The organism is Ruegeria sp. N4, from assembly GCF_056531425.1.
In genome coordinates this window covers 1-16,330 of sequence record NZ_JBQFLT010000006.1, presented here as the reverse complement: position 1 = coordinate 16,330, position 16,330 = coordinate 1, and the positions used below count along the sequence as shown (strand labels likewise).

General features: G+C 60.0%; 23 protein-coding genes and 1 tRNA gene. 10 read left to right on the top strand and 14 right to left on the bottom strand.

Annotated elements, in window-relative coordinates:
- Positions 1-54 precede the first annotated feature (54 nt).
- From ribB to nusB, 3 genes are read left to right on the top strand one after another with little or no spacing between them, the layout of a single operon-like run.
- Positions 55-1,176, top strand: coding sequence for a 3,4-dihydroxy-2-butanone-4-phosphate synthase (ribB, locus tag ACR0LW_RS10895; protein ID WP_480882651.1), 1,122 nt, complete (start codon positions 55-57; stop codon positions 1,174-1,176).
- Positions 1,177-1,178: 2 nt separating this feature from the next.
- Positions 1,179-1,730, top strand: coding sequence for a 6,7-dimethyl-8-ribityllumazine synthase (locus ACR0LW_RS10890; protein ID WP_480882650.1), 552 nt, complete (start codon positions 1,179-1,181; stop codon positions 1,728-1,730).
- Positions 1,727-2,209 (top strand): transcription antitermination factor NusB, encoded by a 483-nt coding sequence (gene nusB, locus ACR0LW_RS10885; protein ID WP_170621577.1) that lies wholly within the window; start codon positions 1,727-1,729, stop codon positions 2,207-2,209. Before ACR0LW_RS10890 ends, nusB begins: the two co-directional genes overlap by 4 nt.
- 156 nt (positions 2,210-2,365) lie before the next feature.
- Here the strand turns inward: nusB and ACR0LW_RS10880 are convergent, their stop codons facing one another.
- Positions 2,366-3,145 carry a helix-turn-helix transcriptional regulator gene (locus tag ACR0LW_RS10880; RefSeq protein WP_170621578.1) on the bottom strand — a complete coding sequence of 260 codons (780 nt, stop codon included), beginning with the start codon at positions 3,143-3,145 and terminating at the stop codon, positions 2,366-2,368.
- Positions 3,146-3,239: 94 nt separating this feature from the next.
- Between ACR0LW_RS10880 and ACR0LW_RS10875 the strand changes: the two genes are divergently transcribed.
- Positions 3,240-3,545, top strand: a complete 306-nt coding sequence (locus ACR0LW_RS10875) for a hypothetical protein (RefSeq protein WP_170621579.1) — start codon at positions 3,240-3,242, stop codon at positions 3,543-3,545.
- Positions 3,546-3,758: 213 nt separating this feature from the next.
- Here ACR0LW_RS10875 and ACR0LW_RS10870 read toward each other — a convergent pair whose 3' ends face one another.
- Positions 3,759-4,184 carry an SRPBCC family protein gene (locus ACR0LW_RS10870; RefSeq protein ID WP_480882649.1) on the bottom strand — a complete coding sequence of 142 codons (426 nt, stop codon included), beginning with the start codon at positions 4,182-4,184 and terminating at the stop codon, positions 3,759-3,761.
- The gene (locus ACR0LW_RS10865; protein ID WP_480882648.1) at positions 4,181-4,501 is read right to left on the bottom strand and encodes an ArsR/SmtB family transcription factor; all 321 of its coding nucleotides are present in this window, start codon (positions 4,499-4,501) and stop codon (positions 4,181-4,183) included. Before ACR0LW_RS10865 ends, ACR0LW_RS10870 begins: the two co-directional genes overlap by 4 nt.
- Positions 4,502-4,616: 115 nt before the next feature.
- Here ACR0LW_RS10865 and ACR0LW_RS10860 point away from each other — a divergent pair, with 115 nt between their 5' ends.
- The gene (locus ACR0LW_RS10860; protein WP_170630316.1) at positions 4,617-5,048 is read left to right on the top strand and encodes an MmcB family DNA repair protein; all 432 of its coding nucleotides are present in this window, start codon (positions 4,617-4,619) and stop codon (positions 5,046-5,048) included.
- Between the two features lie 6 nt (positions 5,049-5,054).
- Here ACR0LW_RS10860 and ACR0LW_RS10855 read toward each other — a convergent pair whose 3' ends face one another.
- Positions 5,055-5,243, bottom strand: coding sequence for a DUF6324 family protein (locus tag ACR0LW_RS10855; protein WP_170451549.1), 189 nt, complete (start codon positions 5,241-5,243; stop codon positions 5,055-5,057).
- A gap of 77 nt (positions 5,244-5,320) precedes the next feature.
- Between ACR0LW_RS10855 and ACR0LW_RS10850 the strand changes: the two genes are divergently transcribed.
- Together ACR0LW_RS10850 and ACR0LW_RS10845 are read left to right on the top strand one after the other, a co-directional pair.
- Positions 5,321-5,803: an N-acetyltransferase family protein gene (locus ACR0LW_RS10850; RefSeq protein WP_480882647.1), complete on the top strand. Its 483-nt coding sequence runs from the start codon at positions 5,321-5,323 to the stop codon at positions 5,801-5,803.
- 47 nt (positions 5,804-5,850) lie between these two features.
- A tRNA-His gene (locus tag ACR0LW_RS10845) sits at positions 5,851-5,927 on the top strand.
- Positions 5,928-5,999: 72 nt separating this feature from the next.
- Here the strand turns inward: ACR0LW_RS10845 and ACR0LW_RS10840 are convergent.
- The 10 genes from ACR0LW_RS10840 to secG all read right to left on the bottom strand — a co-directional run bounded on the left by ACR0LW_RS10840 (position 6,000) and on the right by secG (position 14,435).
- Positions 6,000-6,806, bottom strand: coding sequence for an ABC transporter permease subunit (locus tag ACR0LW_RS10840; protein WP_170630314.1), 807 nt, complete (start codon positions 6,804-6,806; stop codon positions 6,000-6,002).
- 91 nt (positions 6,807-6,897) lie between these two features.
- Positions 6,898-7,785: an ABC transporter permease gene (locus ACR0LW_RS10835; protein WP_480882646.1), complete on the bottom strand. Its 888-nt coding sequence runs from the start codon at positions 7,783-7,785 to the stop codon at positions 6,898-6,900.
- An 82-nt stretch (positions 7,786-7,867) separates the two neighbouring features.
- Positions 7,868-8,617 carry a transporter substrate-binding domain-containing protein gene (locus tag ACR0LW_RS10830; protein WP_170451541.1) on the bottom strand — a complete coding sequence of 250 codons (750 nt, stop codon included), beginning with the start codon at positions 8,615-8,617 and terminating at the stop codon, positions 7,868-7,870.
- 33 nt (positions 8,618-8,650) lie between these two features.
- On the bottom strand, positions 8,651-9,427 hold the full coding sequence (locus ACR0LW_RS10825; protein ID WP_480882645.1) for an ABC transporter ATP-binding protein: 777 nt from the start codon (positions 9,425-9,427) through the stop codon (positions 8,651-8,653).
- Positions 9,428-9,552: 125 nt separating this feature from the next.
- Positions 9,553-10,305, bottom strand: a complete 753-nt coding sequence (locus tag ACR0LW_RS10820; protein WP_480882644.1) for a phosphate/phosphite/phosphonate ABC transporter substrate-binding protein — start codon at positions 10,303-10,305, stop codon at positions 9,553-9,555.
- The gene (locus ACR0LW_RS10815; protein ID WP_480882643.1) at positions 10,302-10,739 is read right to left on the bottom strand and encodes a tellurite resistance TerB family protein; all 438 of its coding nucleotides are present in this window, start codon (positions 10,737-10,739) and stop codon (positions 10,302-10,304) included. The genes ACR0LW_RS10820 and ACR0LW_RS10815 overlap by 4 nt, the downstream gene beginning before the upstream one ends.
- A 20-nt stretch (positions 10,740-10,759) precedes the next feature.
- Complete coding sequence (locus tag ACR0LW_RS10810; protein ID WP_170451533.1) at positions 10,760-11,209, bottom strand: tellurite resistance TerB family protein; 450 nt, start codon at positions 11,207-11,209, stop codon at positions 10,760-10,762.
- 182 nt (positions 11,210-11,391) lie between these two features.
- A complete protein-coding gene (locus ACR0LW_RS10805; RefSeq protein ID WP_480882642.1) occupies positions 11,392-12,168 on the bottom strand; it encodes an isocitrate lyase/PEP mutase family protein in 777 nt (258 codons plus the stop codon).
- Positions 12,169-12,265: 97 nt separating this feature from the next.
- Positions 12,266-13,909, bottom strand: coding sequence for a CTP synthase (locus ACR0LW_RS10800; protein WP_170451529.1), 1,644 nt, complete (start codon positions 13,907-13,909; stop codon positions 12,266-12,268).
- A 160-nt stretch (positions 13,910-14,069) separates the two neighbouring features.
- The gene (secG, locus tag ACR0LW_RS10795) at positions 14,070-14,435 is read right to left on the bottom strand and encodes a preprotein translocase subunit SecG (RefSeq protein WP_170453086.1); all 366 of its coding nucleotides are present in this window, start codon (positions 14,433-14,435) and stop codon (positions 14,070-14,072) included.
- A 151-nt stretch (positions 14,436-14,586) separates the two neighbouring features.
- Between secG and nthA the strand changes: the two genes are divergently transcribed.
- The 3 genes from nthA to ACR0LW_RS10780 are packed head-to-tail and all read left to right on the top strand — an operon-like array spanning position 14,587 to position 16,210.
- Positions 14,587-15,201, top strand: coding sequence for a nitrile hydratase subunit alpha (gene nthA, locus ACR0LW_RS10790; RefSeq protein ID WP_480882641.1), 615 nt, complete (start codon positions 14,587-14,589; stop codon positions 15,199-15,201).
- Positions 15,198-15,875: a nitrile hydratase subunit beta gene (nthB, locus tag ACR0LW_RS10785; protein ID WP_480882640.1), complete on the top strand. Its 678-nt coding sequence runs from the start codon at positions 15,198-15,200 to the stop codon at positions 15,873-15,875. The genes nthA and nthB overlap by 4 nt, the downstream gene beginning before the upstream one ends.
- Entirely contained in the window at positions 15,872-16,210 is a 339-nt protein-coding gene (locus ACR0LW_RS10780) for a nitrile hydratase accessory protein (protein ID WP_480882639.1), read from the top strand. Before nthB ends, ACR0LW_RS10780 begins: the two co-directional genes overlap by 4 nt.
- The last annotated feature ends 120 nt before the right edge of the window (positions 16,211-16,330 follow it).

Below are 16,330 nucleotides of genomic sequence, written 5' to 3'. Positions count from 1 at the left end.
GGCGCAGTGTGGTCTATCCCGCCTTGCAGAAATGCTCTTGTGAAAGGCTGCCCCATGAGCTTTGAAACCCCCGGTCCGGTCGAGGCCCAGTTGCGTGACGCGATCAGCCCGATCGAAGAGATCATCGACGAGGCGCGCAAGGGCCGGATGTATATTCTGGTCGATCACGAGGATCGCGAGAACGAAGGCGATCTGGTGATCCCGGCTGAATTTGCCGATGCCGAGGCGATCAACTTCATGGCCACCCATGGACGCGGGCTGATCTGTCTGCCGATGACGGCCGAACGCGTGGATGCTCTGGGCCTGCCGATGATGGCAGTGAACAACTCGTCGCGTCACGAGACGGCCTTTACCGTGTCGATTGAAGCGCGCGAGGGTGTGTCCACCGGGATTTCCGCTGCCGACCGCGCGCTGACGGTGGCAACTGCGATCAACGGGCAGAACACGATGGCCCATATCGCAACGCCGGGCCATATCTTCCCGCTGCGTGCCAAGCGGGGTGGGGTGCTGGTGCGTGCAGGACATACCGAGGCCGCCGTGGATATCTCGCGTCTGGCGGGGCTGAACCCGTCGGGTGTCATCTGTGAGATCATGAAGGCTGACGGCACCATGGCGCGTCTGCCCGATCTGGTGGAATTCGCCAAAGAGCATGACATGAAGATCGGCACAATCAGCGATCTGATTGCGTACCGGTCGCGCAATGACAATCTGGTGGTCGAAACCTCTCGCGAAACCGTCAATTCAGAATATGGCGGCGAATGGGAGATGCGGATTTTCACCGACCAGACCCACGGCATCGAGCATGTGGTGATGGTCAAAGGCGATGTGACTACACCAGAGCCGGTTCTGACCCGCACCCACGCCCTGCACGAAGCGCCGGATATTCTGGGCCTCGGCCCTAAATCCTCGCGCGAGTTGCCGCGCGCGATGGAGAAGATCGCAGAAGTGGGGCGCGGTGTGGTCTGCCTGTTCCGGCAGCCGCGTAACTCGCTGTATGCGGCCGAAGATGAAGGCCCGCGCACGATCAAGCAAACCGGTCTGGGCGCGCAAATCCTGTCCAAGATGGGCATTCAGGAACTGGTGCTGCTGACGGACTCGCCTGAAACCGTTTATCTGGGGCTCGACGCGTTTGGCCTGTCCATCGTCGGTACCCGTTCGATCCTGAAGGAAGACTGATCATGGCTGCTCAAGACGAACATGGCGTTTTGCCGACACTCAAATTCGACAAACCGGTGAAGCTGCTGATCGTGGCGGCCCCTTTCTATCGCGCGATTGCAGACAACCTGATCGCCGGTGCGAAGGCCGAGATCGAAGCGGCCGGCGGCACCTGTGAGGTCGTCGAGGTCCCCGGCGCGCTGGAGATTCCCACCGCCATCGCCATGGCGGACCGCCAGTGCAATTTCGACGGCTATGTCGCGCTGGGCTGCGTCATTCGCGGTGAGACCACGCATTACGAAACCGTCTGCAACGACTCGAGCCGCGCCATCCAGTTGATGGGCCTGCAGGGCCTGTGCATCGGCAACGGTATCCTGACCGTCGAGAATGACGATCAGGCCGAGGTTCGCGCCAACCCCGAAAAGATGAATAAAGGCGGCGGCGCGGCTGCTGCGGCCTTGCATCTGATTGCGCTCAGCCGTAAATGGGGCGCTTCGAAAAAGGGCGTTGGCTTCAAGCCACCGTCCGAGTCCATCCTTGTGGCGGGCGACAGCAACGGACCCTCGACAGCATGACCAAGACAGACGCGCCGAAACCGGCCAACCAGAAACGCCTGATGAAATCCGCCGCCCGGCTTTATGCCGTGCAGGCGCTGTTCCAGATGGAGCAGTCGGGCCAGACGACCGAAGCCGTCGTGAATGAGTTTCTGGATCACCGGTTTGGCGCTGTCTATGAAGGGGACGAGATGCTGGATGGCGATATCAGCGTCTTCCGCTCGCTGGTGGACAATGCTGTGAACTATCAGGCCCCGATTGACCAGATGACCGACCGTGCGCTGGTCGCCAAATGGCCGATCTCGCGCATCGATCCGACCCTGCGGGCGCTGTTCCGCGCAGCCGGGGCCGAGCTGACCCAAAGCGACACGCCGCCCAAGGTGGTCATCACCGAATTCGTCGATGTCGCGCGCGCCTTCTTCCCCGAAGGCAAAGAGCCGAAATTCGTCAACGCCGTGCTGGACCACATGGCGCGTGAGGCGCAACCCGAGGCGTTCTGAGCCACATCACCGGACGACAAGAATAAGGCGCAGACTCGAAACCGAGCTGCGCCTGAACGTTTGCAATACACTTGTTTAAACAAGCCTCCGGTGTCCACCACTCACAGTTTTATCCAAAGACACCAGCACTTTAACGGAAATCCTCTGACGCGCCACCTATCGATTCCGATAGCGCTGCGGATCGATCAGGCCCAGCTGCATCGCGCGGACCAAGGCGGATTCGCGGGTTGGGGCCTGCAGTTTGTCACGCGCGTTTTTCAGATGGGTGCGTATCGTAATCTCGGACAGGCCCAATTGTTCAGCGATCCTGTCGTTGCGGTGGCCAAGCGCCAGTAGGTTCAGAACCTGCAATTCCCGCAGTGTCATGTCCGGCGCGGTCGGTGCGATGCTGGCGATGTCGTAGACACGGCCATGATTGCTGGGAATGTCCGACCCCAGATTGGTGGCCAGCACGGTGGCCAAGACGCGCATGTCCCGCTGCTGTTCGGTCATCATCAACTGGACGTCCTGTTGGTCCGAGGCCAGCACGACCAGCTTGGCCTCGTTGTCGGGGCAGGGCACCACCAGAGAATACAGGTGGATATATCCGGCCTTCTCCAGATCATGGTTCAGACCCAGTGCCTTGTCAGAATGGCCATCCGACGGTTTCAGGCTTGCGGCCTGCACGTAAAGGCTTTCCTTGCCGTTCTGAACCTGCGCCAGCATGGGGTCCGCTTCGGCATAGCCTTGCGTGTCGTAGCGGTTCAGCCAGCCTTTGGACATCGAACTGCGCACCCAATGGATCGCGCCGGTCTCGGGCGTGAAGCACACCATGTTCAGCGCGTTGAACCCGATCTCGGCCAGCCGGTCTAACGTGAACTCCCACCGTTCCTGATCGTCGTGACGCAAAGACAGCGCTTCGAGTAGGTCAAGCGCGAACAGGCTGAGGGCATTCATTGAAACTCCGCATACAGTGTCGCACCCCGGCGGGGCGCGGTTTACTCTGCCCGACCATGCGCTATCCTCGTGGCATCAGACAAGGAGCTTTGTGATGCCCAAACTGATCCGCCTTTACATTACGCAAGTTGCATGGGGATTTGTGATCTCGGCCGTGTTTGTCGGGGTGCTGCTGGCGCTGAATGTCGCAAATCTGCGAGGGCTGATTTTCGGGTCCGAGGTCGGGTTGATCGCGCTTGCGATGATCTGGTTCATGAACGGGATCGTCTTTGCCGGGGTGCAGTTCGCCTACAAGATCATGAGCATGGCCGAAAAGCCCGGCGGCCCGCGTCGCGGATCGCCCGTTGTGCACAGCTTCAAGCCCGCTATGGCCAAGCAGGAAGCCCGCGCAGAGCGCTGAATTTCAGGGGAAAAGTGGCGGGACCGCCAGCCAACCGTGCGGTGTGATTCCCGAGGACCTGTATGTACAGGTGGGCGCCGGGTAATCAGGCCAGGACCTGAACAGAGCCAGCCCCCTCGGAATTGCTTAAGGCCACCAGAATGCTACCTGTCACAAGAAGGGCAGAACCCGCCAAGCGCTTAGTTAGGGCGTCTGACGGGTTCGCACAAGGGGTCAGGCATCAACAGTTTCGTGCAATGCTGTGCGCATCTTGCCGAAATGCTCGTCCCAGCCGTTGTCCAGCGCCAGGATAAGGCCGAAGGCGTCGGCATTCTGCGGCAGGCCTTCGTGCAACAGGCTCAGACGCGTTCCGCCCGCAACCGGAGTAAGCGTCCATTTGACCACGCTGACGGCGTCGCCCATGGGTTTCACGGTGAACGTATATTCCAGATACTCTGGCGCGCGCGCCTCGCGGACTTCGCCCCAGATCAAAAGGTCGCCGCTGGTGGTTCCGTACATCTCAAGCTTTTGACCCTTGGCCAATGGGTGCTGGGGTTTGTGGAACCATTCCGCCAGCCTATCGGGCTCGGTCAAATAGGCCCATACGGTTTCCGGTTCGGCCCGCAGAAAGATCGTTTTTTGCAAAACAGATTCGGTCATTTATCATTCCTTTCAATAGCTTCCTTGAGAGAGTTGAGGCGGTCATCCCAGAACTGGTCAAAGTAGCTGAGCCAGTCCAGAACCGGGGCCATACCGCGGGGTTCTATGCGGTTGATGCGTTCTCGGCCGCGCGCCTCGACCGTGATCAGCCCGCCATCGGACAGGACCGTCAGGTGTTTCTTGACGGCGGCGCGGGTCATGTCGAACCGGTCCGTCAGTTGGCCGATTGTCATATCCTCGGACGCCAGCAGTTTGACGATGTCACGCCGGGTAGGGTCGGCCAGCGCACGAAACGCGTTTTGGGTTAGGGTCTGCATTTGTTACCTCGGTAAGGATACCATTTGGTATCATATTGATGCAGTACCATACGGTATCATGTCAAGCCACGTTGGGAGGCTTTACATTTGTTCACGCATTGTTCACACTTCTCGCATGACACTGGATCTGCAACCCGGACAGAAACTTGCGCGTGGCGTGGCGCGTCATCTGACCGCGCATGGATTTGTTTCCGTTGAGGAATTCGTTCCGGCGCGTGGCCTGCGCGTCGATGTGATGGGGCTGGGCCCCAAGGGTGAGCTTTGGGTGATCGAATGCAAATCCAGTCGCGCCGATTACCAGTCGGATTCGAAATGGCAGGGCTATCTGGAGTGGTGCGACCGATTCTTTTGGGCCGTGGATACCGAGTTCCCGACCGAGCTGTTGCCAGAGGAAACCGGCCTGATCATCGCCGACGCTTATGATGCCGAGATCATCAGAATGGCACCCGAAGACAAGCTGGCCCCGGCGCGGCGCAAGAAGATGATCCAGAAATTTGCAACCGACGCGGCCCGTCGTCTGCAGGCGCTGCGTGATCCGCGAATTTGAAGCTGGTCAGTCTTTGACGGCACGCGCCGCCTGTGCTGCCGCGCGCAGTTCGTCGGCGATTTCTTCAGCCTCTTCAGGGTCGAAATCCATCGGAATTTCGATGCCATCGGCCTCGATGAACAAACGCACCATCCCCTGATCGGTAGGCCCGATCTGAAGGTTGGCCTGAATGTCTCGTTCGGTGTTGATACCCATACGCGCCTCCGGGACTGAGCACTCGTGCTAGCGCGCGCGGGGTTGAGAATCAAGCCGCCAATGCGCTCAGATATGGCATGGCAAATGTGGATCTCAGACAATTCCGGGCCGAAGATGCCCCGTGGCTGGTTGAACGGCACGGAACGCTTTATGCGCGGGACGAAGGCTTTGATGAGACATTCGCCCCGCTGGCGGCGCGTATTCTCGACGACTTCATCGCGGATCATGATCCGACCTGCGAGCGCGGCTGGATCGCCGAGCGGGACGGAGAGCGGTTGGGCAGTATCTTCTGCGTCAGGCTGGATGACCAGACGGCAAAACTCCGTCTGTTCCTTCTGGTGCCCGAGGCGCGCGGCTTGGGGCTGGGCAAGCGGCTTTTGGCGACCTGTATGGGCTTTGCCCAGGCCGCCGGATACAGGCAGATGCAGCTATGGACCCATGAAAGCCACGAGGCCGCCTGCGCGCTGTATAAGGCCACCGGATGGCAGTTGGTGGACAGCAAACCGGTGCGGTCTTTCGGGGTCGATCTTGTCGAACAAAGCTGGAAATTTCGGCTTTAATCCTCTTGCATTCCCCGGGCGCGTTCGGTAAATCGCCCCTCACGAGTGCCGCCTTAGCTCAGTTGGTTAGAGCGCTGGATTGTGGATCCAGAGGTCCCCTGTTCAAGCCAGGGAGGCGGTACCACTTCCCCAAAATGAGACGTAAAAATCGCGCTTTTGGCGGGTTCAGTGCTGTGTGCCTAAGACGCGCCTGAATTCAGCGCGCCAGGTTCAGTTTGAATTTCATCTTGCTCTGTTTCGCGGCGGGCAAATGCCGGTTCAGGCGTTTGTTGACCAGTCCAAAGCCCCAGATGATCACCAGCGTCAGCAGGATGAAGTAGAATGCCAGAATCGGGTAAGGCACAAACGGGTTGAACGTCTTGTCCGCGAAATAGCTGGCGTAATACAGCGCATCTCCGCGTTGTTGCCAGGCGGGGAAGGCCGAGAAGAAGACCAGCGTTGTGGCGTGGAACAGAAAGATCGCCTCATTCGTGTAGGCGGGCCACGCAAGACGCAGCATGGTGGGCCAGACGATCCGGCGGAAGCGAGCCCAGCCGGTCATACCATAGGCGTCTGCCGCTTCGATATCGCCCTTGGGGATCGAGCGCAGGGCGCCATAGAAGATCTCACCTGTATAGGCCGCGGTGTTGAGGAACAGAACGATCAGCGCGCCCAGCCAGGCCGAGGTGAAGGCGTCGAACATCGGGTAGGGTTTCTTCAGCGAAAGGAAGAAGAAATAGGCGAAGAAGAACTGGATGAACAAAGGCGAGCCGCGGAACAGGAAGATGAACCATTCCGCAGGCTTGCGCAGCCATTTGTTCGGGGAAGCCTTGCCGACGGCCAACGCGGTGGCCAGAAAGAACCCGGTCGCAAGGGCCATAATGCCGAAATAGATATTCCAGATCATGCCCGAACCAATCAGCGTGAACTGCTCGCACAGGGTAAAGTCTGATTTCGGCAGCAGGCGCTCGCCAATGCCGACAGAGCGGAGGGCGTAGTCCTGAATTGTCTGGATGCAACTCATGCCCGGGCTCCTTGCAAAGGAGACCGCGTGCGCGAAAGCCATTGCATTGCAATCGCGTGCGGCACCCGGTTGAGGTTTTGAAGCGCGATTGTCATGCCGTCGTCTCCTTGCGCAGCAACTCTCCGCCCGCGGTGGCCTGACCGTGGGACAGGCGGCGCATCAGCTTTTCAAGCACGATTTCCGAGATGCGGGTCATGCCGAGATAGAAGATCAGCAGGAACAGGAAGTACCACATGCGCCAGTCGCCATGCGGGTAATCGGTGAAGCGCGAGGTCTTGGTGCCACCCAACTCTCGGGCCCAATAGACGATGTCCTCGATGCCCAACAGGAACAGCAGTGGGGTGGCCTTGATCAGCACCATCCACAGGTTCGACAGGCCGGGCAGGGCGTAGACCCACATTTGCGGCACGAGGATACGCCAGAAGGTCTGGCGGCGGGTCATGCCATAGGCTTCGGCGGTCTCAAGCTGGGCATGCGGAACCGCCCGCATCCCGCCGAACAGCACGTTGGCTGCAAACGCACCGAACACGATAGAAAAGGTGATGACGGCCAGCACGAACCCATAGGTTTCGTGCACCCATTCCGGTGCGCTGCCCAAGGGCAGTTTTGCGGCCTGACAGACGATGAAGTCATTGCCCTGACGCACCGGGTCGGTCCATTCGGAGCACATAACTTGGTGGCGAGTCCATTCGAATGCCTGATCCAGAGCAATCACAAAGAACAGAAAGAACGCGATGTCGGGCACGCCGCGTACGACGGCTATGTATCCTTTACCCAACCAGCTGAGCGGAGCGAAATGCGACCGGGCCGCCATTGCGCCTGCAAACCCGAAACTCAGCGCGACCGGGGCGGTCACGGCCAGCAACCCAAGGACCTTCAGAAACGACAGGTAGAACGACCAGTGCACACCGTTGGTCAGGTAGCACGAGAACCAGCGGAAGGTGCCCAGCGTGTCGGGATCAGCACAATAGGAAAACATACGGCGTCTTTCGAACGTCAACCCCGGCGCAGGGCCGGGACAGGTTCGGCGCTACTAGGGGCGCCGAACCCATGTGTGCGGATCAGTTGGTGACGACCGAACCGTCAGAGTTATAGGTCGGCACGCCTTCGCCGAACCACTTGACGATCAGCTCGTTCAGTGAGCCATCGGCCTTCATCGAGGTGATCGCCTCGTCGAACTTGCCGCGCAGCTCGCCATCGGATTCGCGAATGCCCAAGCCGATGCCGCCGCCCAGCGGGACGTCATCACCGACAAAGACCAGCTCACCACCGGATTCCTCGACGATCGGGACCAGGAAGTCCTTGTCGGCAAAGACCGCATCAGCCTCACCGTTGCGCACGGCTGCGATGGTTTCTTCCGGGGTCGCGAACTCGACCAGAGTCGCGCCGGATTCGGCGACGTGACCGGCCTGAATGGTTGCAGTTTGTGCCGCAACGATGCCGCTGCTCACGTCAACGCCATCAGACGCACCGACATAGGCCGAGGCTGCAGGCGGGAAGTAGTTCTGAGTGAAATCAATAACTTCATCGCGTTCGTCGGTGATCGACATGCCCGCGATGATGGTGTCGTAGTTGCCCGAGACCAGGTTCGGAATGATCGAATCCCAGTCGTTCTTGACCCATTCGCAGTCCAGATTGGCGCGTTTGCACAGCTCGTCGCCCACTTCACGCTCGAACCCGTCGATTTCGCCGGCGTCATTGATGAAGTTATACGGAGGGTAGGCGCCCTCGGTCCCCATGCGGACGGTGTCGGCCATGGCGATACCGGCGGTCAGCGCCAGTGCTGCGGTAGACAGAATCAGGTTTTTCATTGGTTACTCCCGAGTTTGGTTCTGTTCTTAAAGTTACGCCGCCTGAGTGGCGGAGAGAAAACCCCGAAGCCGTTCGGATTCGGGAGAGGTAAAGATATCTTCGGCCGTGCCTTCTTCTTCGATCCGGCCCTGGTGCAGGAACACGACATGGCTGGAAATGTCCGCAGCCATTTTCATGTCATGGGTCACGATGATCATCGTCCGGCCTTCGGCGGCCAGATCCTTGATCACCTTGATCACCTCTTGTTCAAGTTCCGGGTCGAGGGCCGAGGTTGGCTCGTCAAACAGCAGGGCCTCGGGCTCCATGCACAACCCGCGCGCGATAGCGGCGCGTTGTTGTTGGCCACCAGACAACTGCGCCGGGTAGACATCGCATTTGTCGCCAATGCCAACCTTTTCAAGGTATTTACGGGCGCTGTCTTCCACTTCGGCCTTGTCACGGCCCAAAACGGTTACCGGAGCCTCCATGACATTTTGCAAAATGGTCATGTGCGCCCACAGGTTGAACTGTTGGAAAACCATCGACAGGTTGGTCCGAATGCGCATCACCTGCTTGGGATCAGCCGGGCGACGCCCGTCGCCAGAGCCGCTCCAATGCACCGGCTCGCCCTTGAACATGATCTCGCCCTGCTGGCTGTCTTCCAGCAGGTTGCAGCACCGCAGAAGGGTGGATTTGCCAGAGCCGGATGACCCGATCAGCGAGACAACGTCGCCGCGTTTCGCAGTGATATCCACGCCCTTGAGCACCTCGAGACTACCGAAGCTTTTGTGAAGGTTCCTGATCTCGATTACGGCAGAGGCGTCTGTCACGGAGGGTCCAGTCATCGTTGGTATTGGTGCGGTAATAGGGCGGAAAAACGGGCGCAATGCAATGCGCAAATCACAGATTCGTGCGGTTAATCAACCAAAATGGCCAGAGGGTATGACCAAATCGGTCAGCTTCTGCGCGCAAATGCTTCGGGCGTGGGCGGAGTTGGAACCGCAAGGTACTGATCCGCCGGAATATCGATCAACCTGCGGATGTGAAGCCGCCGCCTGTCATCATCCGAAAGGTCCACAATGGCGGACCGAACAGCCTTGGCGATCTGGTCCGCGTCTTGCCCGAGCGAGGTTATGAACGGCAGGGCAGGGGTCGGGGTCGTGCGGGCGATTTCGCATAAACGGCTGCCCAGATCTGTATGCTCTTTCAGCAACTCCCATGTCAGCGCATCCAACGAGGCAAGATCCGCGCGACCCTCCGCCACGGCCTGCGCGGACAGTGCGTGGCCGCCTGTTTCCAAAAGCTGGGTCGGAGCCAGACCCAGCGCGGTCAGATGCGTGATCGGGGCAGCCCAGCCGGATTGAGACAGCGCCTCGTTATACGCAAAAACTCCGTTGGTCAGATCGCCCAGATCGAGCGGATCATCCGCACGGGCGACAAGGACCGAGCAATAGTGGCCAGCCGGGCATCCGGGCAGGTCGTAATCCGGGGTGCCAACCAACTGCACCTGACCATGCAGCCGGGTGCGGTAGGGCATCCCGCAGGTCTGGGCAAAGATCAGAGCGGAATCCTGCCAGACGTCCCAGACATCTCGGGTTCGGTCCAGATGCTGCGGGCCATAACCCAGATTCGCATGGATCAAAGACCAGAATCGGTCATTGGCGGCGCGCAGGGGGGGCATGTCATACATGCCCAGCATCGCTGTCACGCTTTTGCAACCTTCTGACGGGCGCGCGCCGAATCCACGTCGCTGACGCCCAGCAGGCTGACAACCAGACGCAGCAGCGAATCCTCTTCACCGGTGCGCTGACCATCGGCCAGCGCGACCGACCACATGGCCTGAACCACGGCCAGACGATCCTCGTAGGCGACGGCCTCTTTGATCGCGCGGGTAAAGCGGACGGTGTCGGGGGCCTCGGCCTCAAGGTCTTCGGCCTGGGCGCGCAGGGCTGCGGCCTCGAACGGTGACAGGCCATAGCGCTCGGCCGAGACTTTGTCGATCCGCGCCATTTCAGTGTCGGCATAGTCATTGTCGGATCGCGCGATGCGGACCAACAGGGCCGTCAGGGCCAGCCGGGCATCGTTTTCGACCAACGGGTCGGGATCTGGCTGGGTCAGCCGGGACAGAAAATCGCTAAACATGACTCAGATATAGACGCGGCTTAGCTGGCTTCCAAGCGGCTTTGCACACGTTCGCGCGCGGCCTTGCTGTCGTTAAAGCTCAGCCCCATGGCGGCGCGGGCCTCTTCGACGATCTTGATCTCGCCCTCGTCCGAGTCGCCATCGGCCAGCACCACCTCCCACAGGGCGTCCAGCGCGGCCATGCGTTCCTCAAGGCCCGTGGTTTCGCGGATCAGCTTGCCGAACGTGTCGGTTTCGGGGGCGGCTGCATGCAGCTTCTCGCAGGTCGCGCGCACCTTGGCGGCTTCGATTGCGTTATGCTGATAAAGACGCGCCAAAATCCGGTCGATCAGGCTGATTTCTTCCAGCTTGTAATCGCGATCCGCCTGCGCCACCCGCACCATCAACGCCCCCAACGCCAGTTCGGCATCAGGGTCAGGCAGTTGCTGGGTCTGAGGCGGTCTGAACGCCTGAAAGAACTTTTTCAACATGAGGTCAGGTTAGTCCATATTTTGTGGCGCGCCAAGCTGGGACTACCCGTCATAGGCATGAATAATCACAAGATCGCCGAGAGCGACCGAATCCCGCCCAGCCTTGGCGAATTGGTATCCGCATTTTGTGACAGGGCGGGATACTGAGATTATCCGGACCCTGAATCTTGGTCACCGGACGCCTACTTGGCGTAGTCGATGGCGCCACGTGCCTGTTCCGTCAGCCATGCCACCATCTGGCGATAGGGCACAGGGCCATAGCTGACCCGCGCCACGCCCAACGTTGCCAATCGCGGTGTGTCAGGGGTGCCGGGCAGGGCGATAATGTTGACCGGCAGGTCGGTTGCTGCGCAGAGCTGCTCAATCATCGCTTCGTCCTTCAGGCCAGGGGCAAAGAACCCGCTGGCCCCGGCGGACTGGAACGCCGCCGCACGGGCAACCGCGTCGTCCAGCATGGCTGCGTTATGCGTGTCGGCGGGTGCTTTCAGGAAGATATCGGTCCGGGCGTTGATATAGGCCGGAACCCCTGCCGTATCACACGCTTTGCGCATCGCTTCGATCCGTGTGGCCTGTTCGGCAATGGGGTAAAGGCCATCACCGCCGACGATCTGATCCTCGAAGTTGAAGCCTACCACACCGCAGTCCAGGGCCCGCGATACGTTTTCCGCAATCCCGTCAGGATCAGCGGCATAGGCCCCCTCGAAATCCAGCGAAACAGGCAGATCGATCGCGGCCACAATGCGTTTAGCATTGTCCAAGGCGACCTGCAGCGGGATATTCTCGCCGTCCTTGAACCCCTGCGCCATCGCGACCGGAGCACTGCCGGTCGCGATCGCCTGCGCACCTGCGTCGCGCACGGCCGCGGCGCTGCCTGCGTCCCAGATGTTGAACAGGATGACCGGATCACCTTTCTTGTGCAGGCGGGTGAAGGTTTCGGCGTGTTGGGCTTGGGTGGTCATGGGGTATCTCCTGTCGAAGCTTGTTCAACAGTTAACCCCATGCCGGACATTCGCTAAGCGCTTAATTGTGTCGGTACATCACTTTGCAGCGACCGGATCAGACCAGACGCGACGTGTCCTTGGCCGCGCGCACAAAGTCGCGGAACAAAGGGTGCGGATCGAACGGTTTGGATTTCAGTTCCGGGTGATACTGCACCCCGATGAACCACGGGTGATCCGACCATTCGACGATTTCCGGCAAGCGGCCATCCGGTGACATGCCCGAGAAATTCAGGCCCGCTTTTTCCAGCTTGTCGCGGTATTTGATGTCCACTTCATAGCGGTGACGGTGACGTTCCTCGATCTGGGTGCCGCCATAAACCTCGGCCACTTTGGAGCCGTCGGCGAGAACCGCGTTATACGCGCCGAGCCGCATTGTGCCGCCTTTGTCATCCCCAACCTTGCGTTCGACCTTATGGTTGCCCTGCACCCATTCTTTCAAATGGTAGACCACAGGCTCAAAGCGCCGTTTCCCAGCCTCGTGGTCGAATTCCTCGGACCCGGCCTCGGCGATGCCAGCGGCGTTGCGGGCCGCTTCGATCACAGCCATCTGCATCCCCAGACAGATACCCAGATAGGGCACCTTGTGTTCACGTGCATATTGCGCCGCTTTGATTTTGCCTTCGGTCCCACGCTCGCCGAACCCGCCGGGCACGAGGATCGCGTGGAAGCCTTCCAGATGCGGGGCGGCGTCTTCGGTGTCGAAGATTTCCGCGTCTACCCACTCGACCTTGACCTTGACCCGGTTGGCCATGCCGCCATGAGTCAGCGCTTCGGCAATCGACTTATAGGCGTCTTCCAGCTGGGTGTATTTGCCAACGATGGCCACCTTCACCTCGCCCTCGGCGTTGTGGATGCGGTCACTGACGTCTTCCCATTTGGCCAGATCGGGCTTGGGTGCAGGGCTGATCTGGAACGCATCCAGAACCGCCTGATCCAGCCCTTCGCGGTGATAGGCCAGCGGGGCGTCGTAGATGGTCGAAAGATCCTGCGCCGCGATCACGCTGTCCGGGCGCACGTTGCAGAACAGCGCCAGCTTTTCGCGTTCCTTGGTCGGAATCGGGCCTTCCGAGCGGCAAACCAGAATATCGGGGGCCAGACCGATGGACCGCAGTTCCTTGACCGAGTGCTGGGTCGGTTTGGTTTTCAACTCACCCGACGCCTTGATATAGGGCAGCAGCGTCAGGTGCATGAACAGGCACTGACCGCGCGGCTTGTCCTGGCTGAACTGACGGATGGCTTCGAAAAAGGGCAGGCCTTCGATATCGCCGACAGTGCCGCCGATCTCGCACAGCATGAAATCAACCTCATCCTCGCCGATGGCGATGAAATCCTTGATCTCGTTGGTGACGTGCGGGATCACCTGAATGGTTTTGCCGAGGTAATCCCCGCGGCGTTCCTTTTCCAACACGTTGGAGTAAATCCGCCCCGAACTGACCGAGTCGGTCTTGCGCGCGGCCACACCGGTGAACCGTTCATAGTGGCCAAGGTCCAGATCGGTTTCGGCCCCGTCATCGGTGACGAAAACCTCGCCATGCTCGAACGGCGACATGGTGCCTGGATCGACGTTCAGATAGGGGTCCAACTTGCGCAGACGCACCGAATATCCCCGGGCCTGTAACAGCGCGCCCAAGGCCGCCGAGGCCAGTCCTTTGCCCAAGGACGAAACCACACCACCAGTGATGAAAATAAATCGCGCCATAGTTTTTCGGCTGCTCCCGTGAGACGTCAAAATCAGCTGCCCGACGGTTCCGAAAAACCGCTGCATCACGGGACTTCACGTATAAAGGATTCGCGCGCATAGCGCAAGAGAACCGCAAGATGCTGTTGCAGTTCTCTTTCAGGTTTCTAGGTCTAGTGGATCAGTCGGCCTGCGGGATCAGCGGCGCGTTGTCACCCTCTGCCGGGGGCAGCAGATCATCCGCTGACGGAACCGCAGGTGTGCTTTCTTCGGTCGCGGCAGGGGCCGGAACACCCAAACGGTCGATCACCGAACTGCCCGAAGATTTCTGTGCCGCCAGAATGGTCAGCGTGATCGAGGTCACGATGAAACAGGCCGCCAGAATCCAGGTCACTTTGCCCAATGCCGTCGCCGCTGCGCGGCCAGTCATGGCACCGCCGCCACCGCCACCCATGCCAAGGCCACCGCCTTCGGACCGCTGCATCAGCACAACGGCAATCAGGCCCAAAGCCAAAAGAAGGTGGATGATGAGAACAACGTTTTCCATGGTGGTCCCGTGCAGCGTGACGTGTATCGCGTGGTACTTATGCAAGTTTCATCTTGGGGGCAAGACACGAGTTCACATCACCCCGCGTGATGTATCATATCACAGCAAAGGGACTGGACAGAGCGGTAAATCCTGACGCAGGCTTCGGGCTATGCCTCATGACGATCCCGACCACCCGCACGCCCTTTTGCCACCCGAACCCGCGCTGCGCGTCAAGGCGCTGGAGACGATTCTGATCCGCAAGGGGCTGATCGATCCGGCAGCATTGGATGAGATCATCGACACCTATCAGAACAAGATCGGCCCGCAAAACGGCGCGCGCGTCGTGGCAAAAGCCTGGAGCGATCCTGATTTCAAAACGGCACTGTTGGAAGATGCCACACCCGTCGTTGCCGAGCTTGGGTATTACGGCCGTCAGGGTGAACACATGGTAGCCGTCGAAAACACGCCCCAGCAGCACAACATGGTCGTGTGCACCCTGTGCAGTTGCTACCCGTGGCCGCTGCTGGGTATCCCGCCCGGATGGTACAAATCCGATGCCTATCGCGCCCGTGCCGTGCGCGAGCCACGCAAAGTACTGGCCGAGTTCGGCGTTACCTTACCCGAAAGCACCGCAGTGCGTGTCTGGGATTCGACCGCCGAGATTCGGTACCTTGTCTTGCCGATGCGTCCCGAAGGCACAGAAGGTATGGGCGAGGATGAGCTGACCGCATTGGTGACACGCGACAGCATGATCGGGACGGGCTTGCCCAAGGTGCCCTCATGACACGAGTTCACGACATGGGTGGACGCTTTGGCGATGGCGAAATCCGGCCCGAGGCTGAGGACGCGCCGGTCTTTGCCGAAGACTGGCACGGGCGGGCTTTGGCCGTGACGCTGGCTGCCGGTTTTCTGGGGCAGTGGAACATCGACATATCTCGCCACGCGCGAGAGCGGTTGTCGCCCAAGGATTACACCCGGTTTTCCTACTATGAGAAATGGATCTCGGGCCTTGCCGATCTGTTGGTTGAACAAGGCGTACTGACCCTGGATGATCTGCGAGGGGCCGGAGATGATGCGCCGCATCCCTTGACGGACAAGACGCTGAAGGCCGAGGCTGTCGCCGCTGCACTTGCAAAAGGCGGACCAGCAGATCGGCCTTCAAACGTTGCCGCGCGTTTTACGATCGGTCAGCAGGTGGTGACAGCGCGACCAGCCGCCAATCGCCTTGTCGATGGTGGTCACACGCGCTTGCCTGTCTATGCTGCCGGCGCGCGAGGTCGTATCCTGCGATTGCATGGCACCCATGTCCTGCCGGATTCCAACGCGCATCGTTTGGGTGAAGCACCGGAACCGCTATATGCCGTTGTCTTCCCGGCATCCGAGCTTTGGCCCTCCCCTGAACACCCGGATGATGAGGTCGTGCTGGACCTCTGGCAAAGCTATCTGGAGCCCGCATGAGTGACTGCACCACACATTCCGCGCCGGAACCGGTGTTTGCCGAGCCCTGGCACGCGCAGGTCTTTGCCGTAACGGTTGCCCTGAATGAAGCCGGACGTTTCGGCTGGCCCGATTGGGCGGCCCGGTTTTCGGACACGTTAAAGCGCAACGGGCTGGATCGTGAACTGGATGGCGGAGACGACTATTTCCACGCGTGGCTGGAAACGCTTGAAGGGTTGCTGGTCGAACAGGGCGCGGCGGTGCCGGAAGACGTGCAGATGCTTCACCGCGCGTGGGAGCAGGCGTATCTGACCACACCCCATGGCCAGCCGGTCCACTTGCGACCAGGCGGGTAGGGGGCGCTGCCCCCGCCGCCCGTTCCGGGCGACTCCCCCGAGATATTTTTGGCCAGATGAAGCAGGGGATCCGATATTCATCTGGCTATAAATATCCCCGCCGGAGGCATCGCGCGCCAG

Excerpts from the sequence above, each read along its gene's own strand:
- ACR0LW_RS10890 (WP_480882650.1), top strand. The coding sequence starts at position 1,179 with ATGGCTGCTCAAGACGAACATGGCGTTTTGCCGACACTCAAATTCGAC.
- ACR0LW_RS10870 (WP_480882649.1), bottom strand. The coding sequence starts at position 4,184 with ATGACCGAATCTGTTTTGCAAAAAACGATCTTTCTGCGGGCCGAACCG.
- ACR0LW_RS10780 (WP_480882639.1), top strand. The coding sequence starts at position 15,872 with ATGAGTGACTGCACCACACATTCCGCGCCGGAACCGGTGTTTGCCGAG.
- ACR0LW_RS10805 (WP_480882642.1), bottom strand. The coding sequence starts at position 12,168 with ATGACCACCCAAGCCCAACACGCCGAAACCTTCACCCGCCTGCACAAG.
- ACR0LW_RS10855 (WP_170451549.1), bottom strand. The coding sequence starts at position 5,243 with ATGGGTATCAACACCGAACGAGACATTCAGGCCAACCTTCAGATCGGG.
- ACR0LW_RS10850 (WP_480882647.1), top strand. The coding sequence starts at position 5,321 with ATGGCAAATGTGGATCTCAGACAATTCCGGGCCGAAGATGCCCCGTGG.
- nthB (WP_480882640.1), top strand. The coding sequence starts at position 15,198 with ATGACACGAGTTCACGACATGGGTGGACGCTTTGGCGATGGCGAAATC.
- ACR0LW_RS10835 (WP_480882646.1), bottom strand. The coding sequence starts at position 7,785 with ATGTTTTCCTATTGTGCTGATCCCGACACGCTGGGCACCTTCCGCTGG.
- ACR0LW_RS10860 (WP_170630316.1), top strand. The coding sequence starts at position 4,617 with ATGACACTGGATCTGCAACCCGGACAGAAACTTGCGCGTGGCGTGGCG.
- ACR0LW_RS10865 (WP_480882648.1), bottom strand. The coding sequence starts at position 4,501 with ATGCAGACCCTAACCCAAAACGCGTTTCGTGCGCTGGCCGACCCTACC.
- secG (WP_170453086.1), bottom strand. The coding sequence starts at position 14,435 with ATGGAAAACGTTGTTCTCATCATCCACCTTCTTTTGGCTTTGGGCCTG.
- ACR0LW_RS10830 (WP_170451541.1), bottom strand. The coding sequence starts at position 8,617 with ATGAAAAACCTGATTCTGTCTACCGCAGCACTGGCGCTGACCGCCGGT.
- ACR0LW_RS10840 (WP_170630314.1), bottom strand. The coding sequence starts at position 6,806 with ATGAGTTGCATCCAGACAATTCAGGACTACGCCCTCCGCTCTGTCGGC.
- ACR0LW_RS10880 (WP_170621578.1), bottom strand. The coding sequence starts at position 3,145 with ATGAATGCCCTCAGCCTGTTCGCGCTTGACCTACTCGAAGCGCTGTCT.
- nusB (WP_170621577.1), top strand. The coding sequence starts at position 1,727 with ATGACCAAGACAGACGCGCCGAAACCGGCCAACCAGAAACGCCTGATG.
- ACR0LW_RS10800 (WP_170451529.1), bottom strand. The coding sequence starts at position 13,909 with ATGGCGCGATTTATTTTCATCACTGGTGGTGTGGTTTCGTCCTTGGGC.
- nthA (WP_480882641.1), top strand. The coding sequence starts at position 14,587 with ATGCCTCATGACGATCCCGACCACCCGCACGCCCTTTTGCCACCCGAA.
- ACR0LW_RS10875 (WP_170621579.1), top strand. The coding sequence starts at position 3,240 with ATGCCCAAACTGATCCGCCTTTACATTACGCAAGTTGCATGGGGATTT.
- ACR0LW_RS10815 (WP_480882643.1), bottom strand. The coding sequence starts at position 10,739 with ATGTTTAGCGATTTTCTGTCCCGGCTGACCCAGCCAGATCCCGACCCG.
- ribB (WP_480882651.1), top strand. The coding sequence starts at position 55 with ATGAGCTTTGAAACCCCCGGTCCGGTCGAGGCCCAGTTGCGTGACGCG.
- ACR0LW_RS10810 (WP_170451533.1), bottom strand. The coding sequence starts at position 11,209 with ATGTTGAAAAAGTTCTTTCAGGCGTTCAGACCGCCTCAGACCCAGCAA.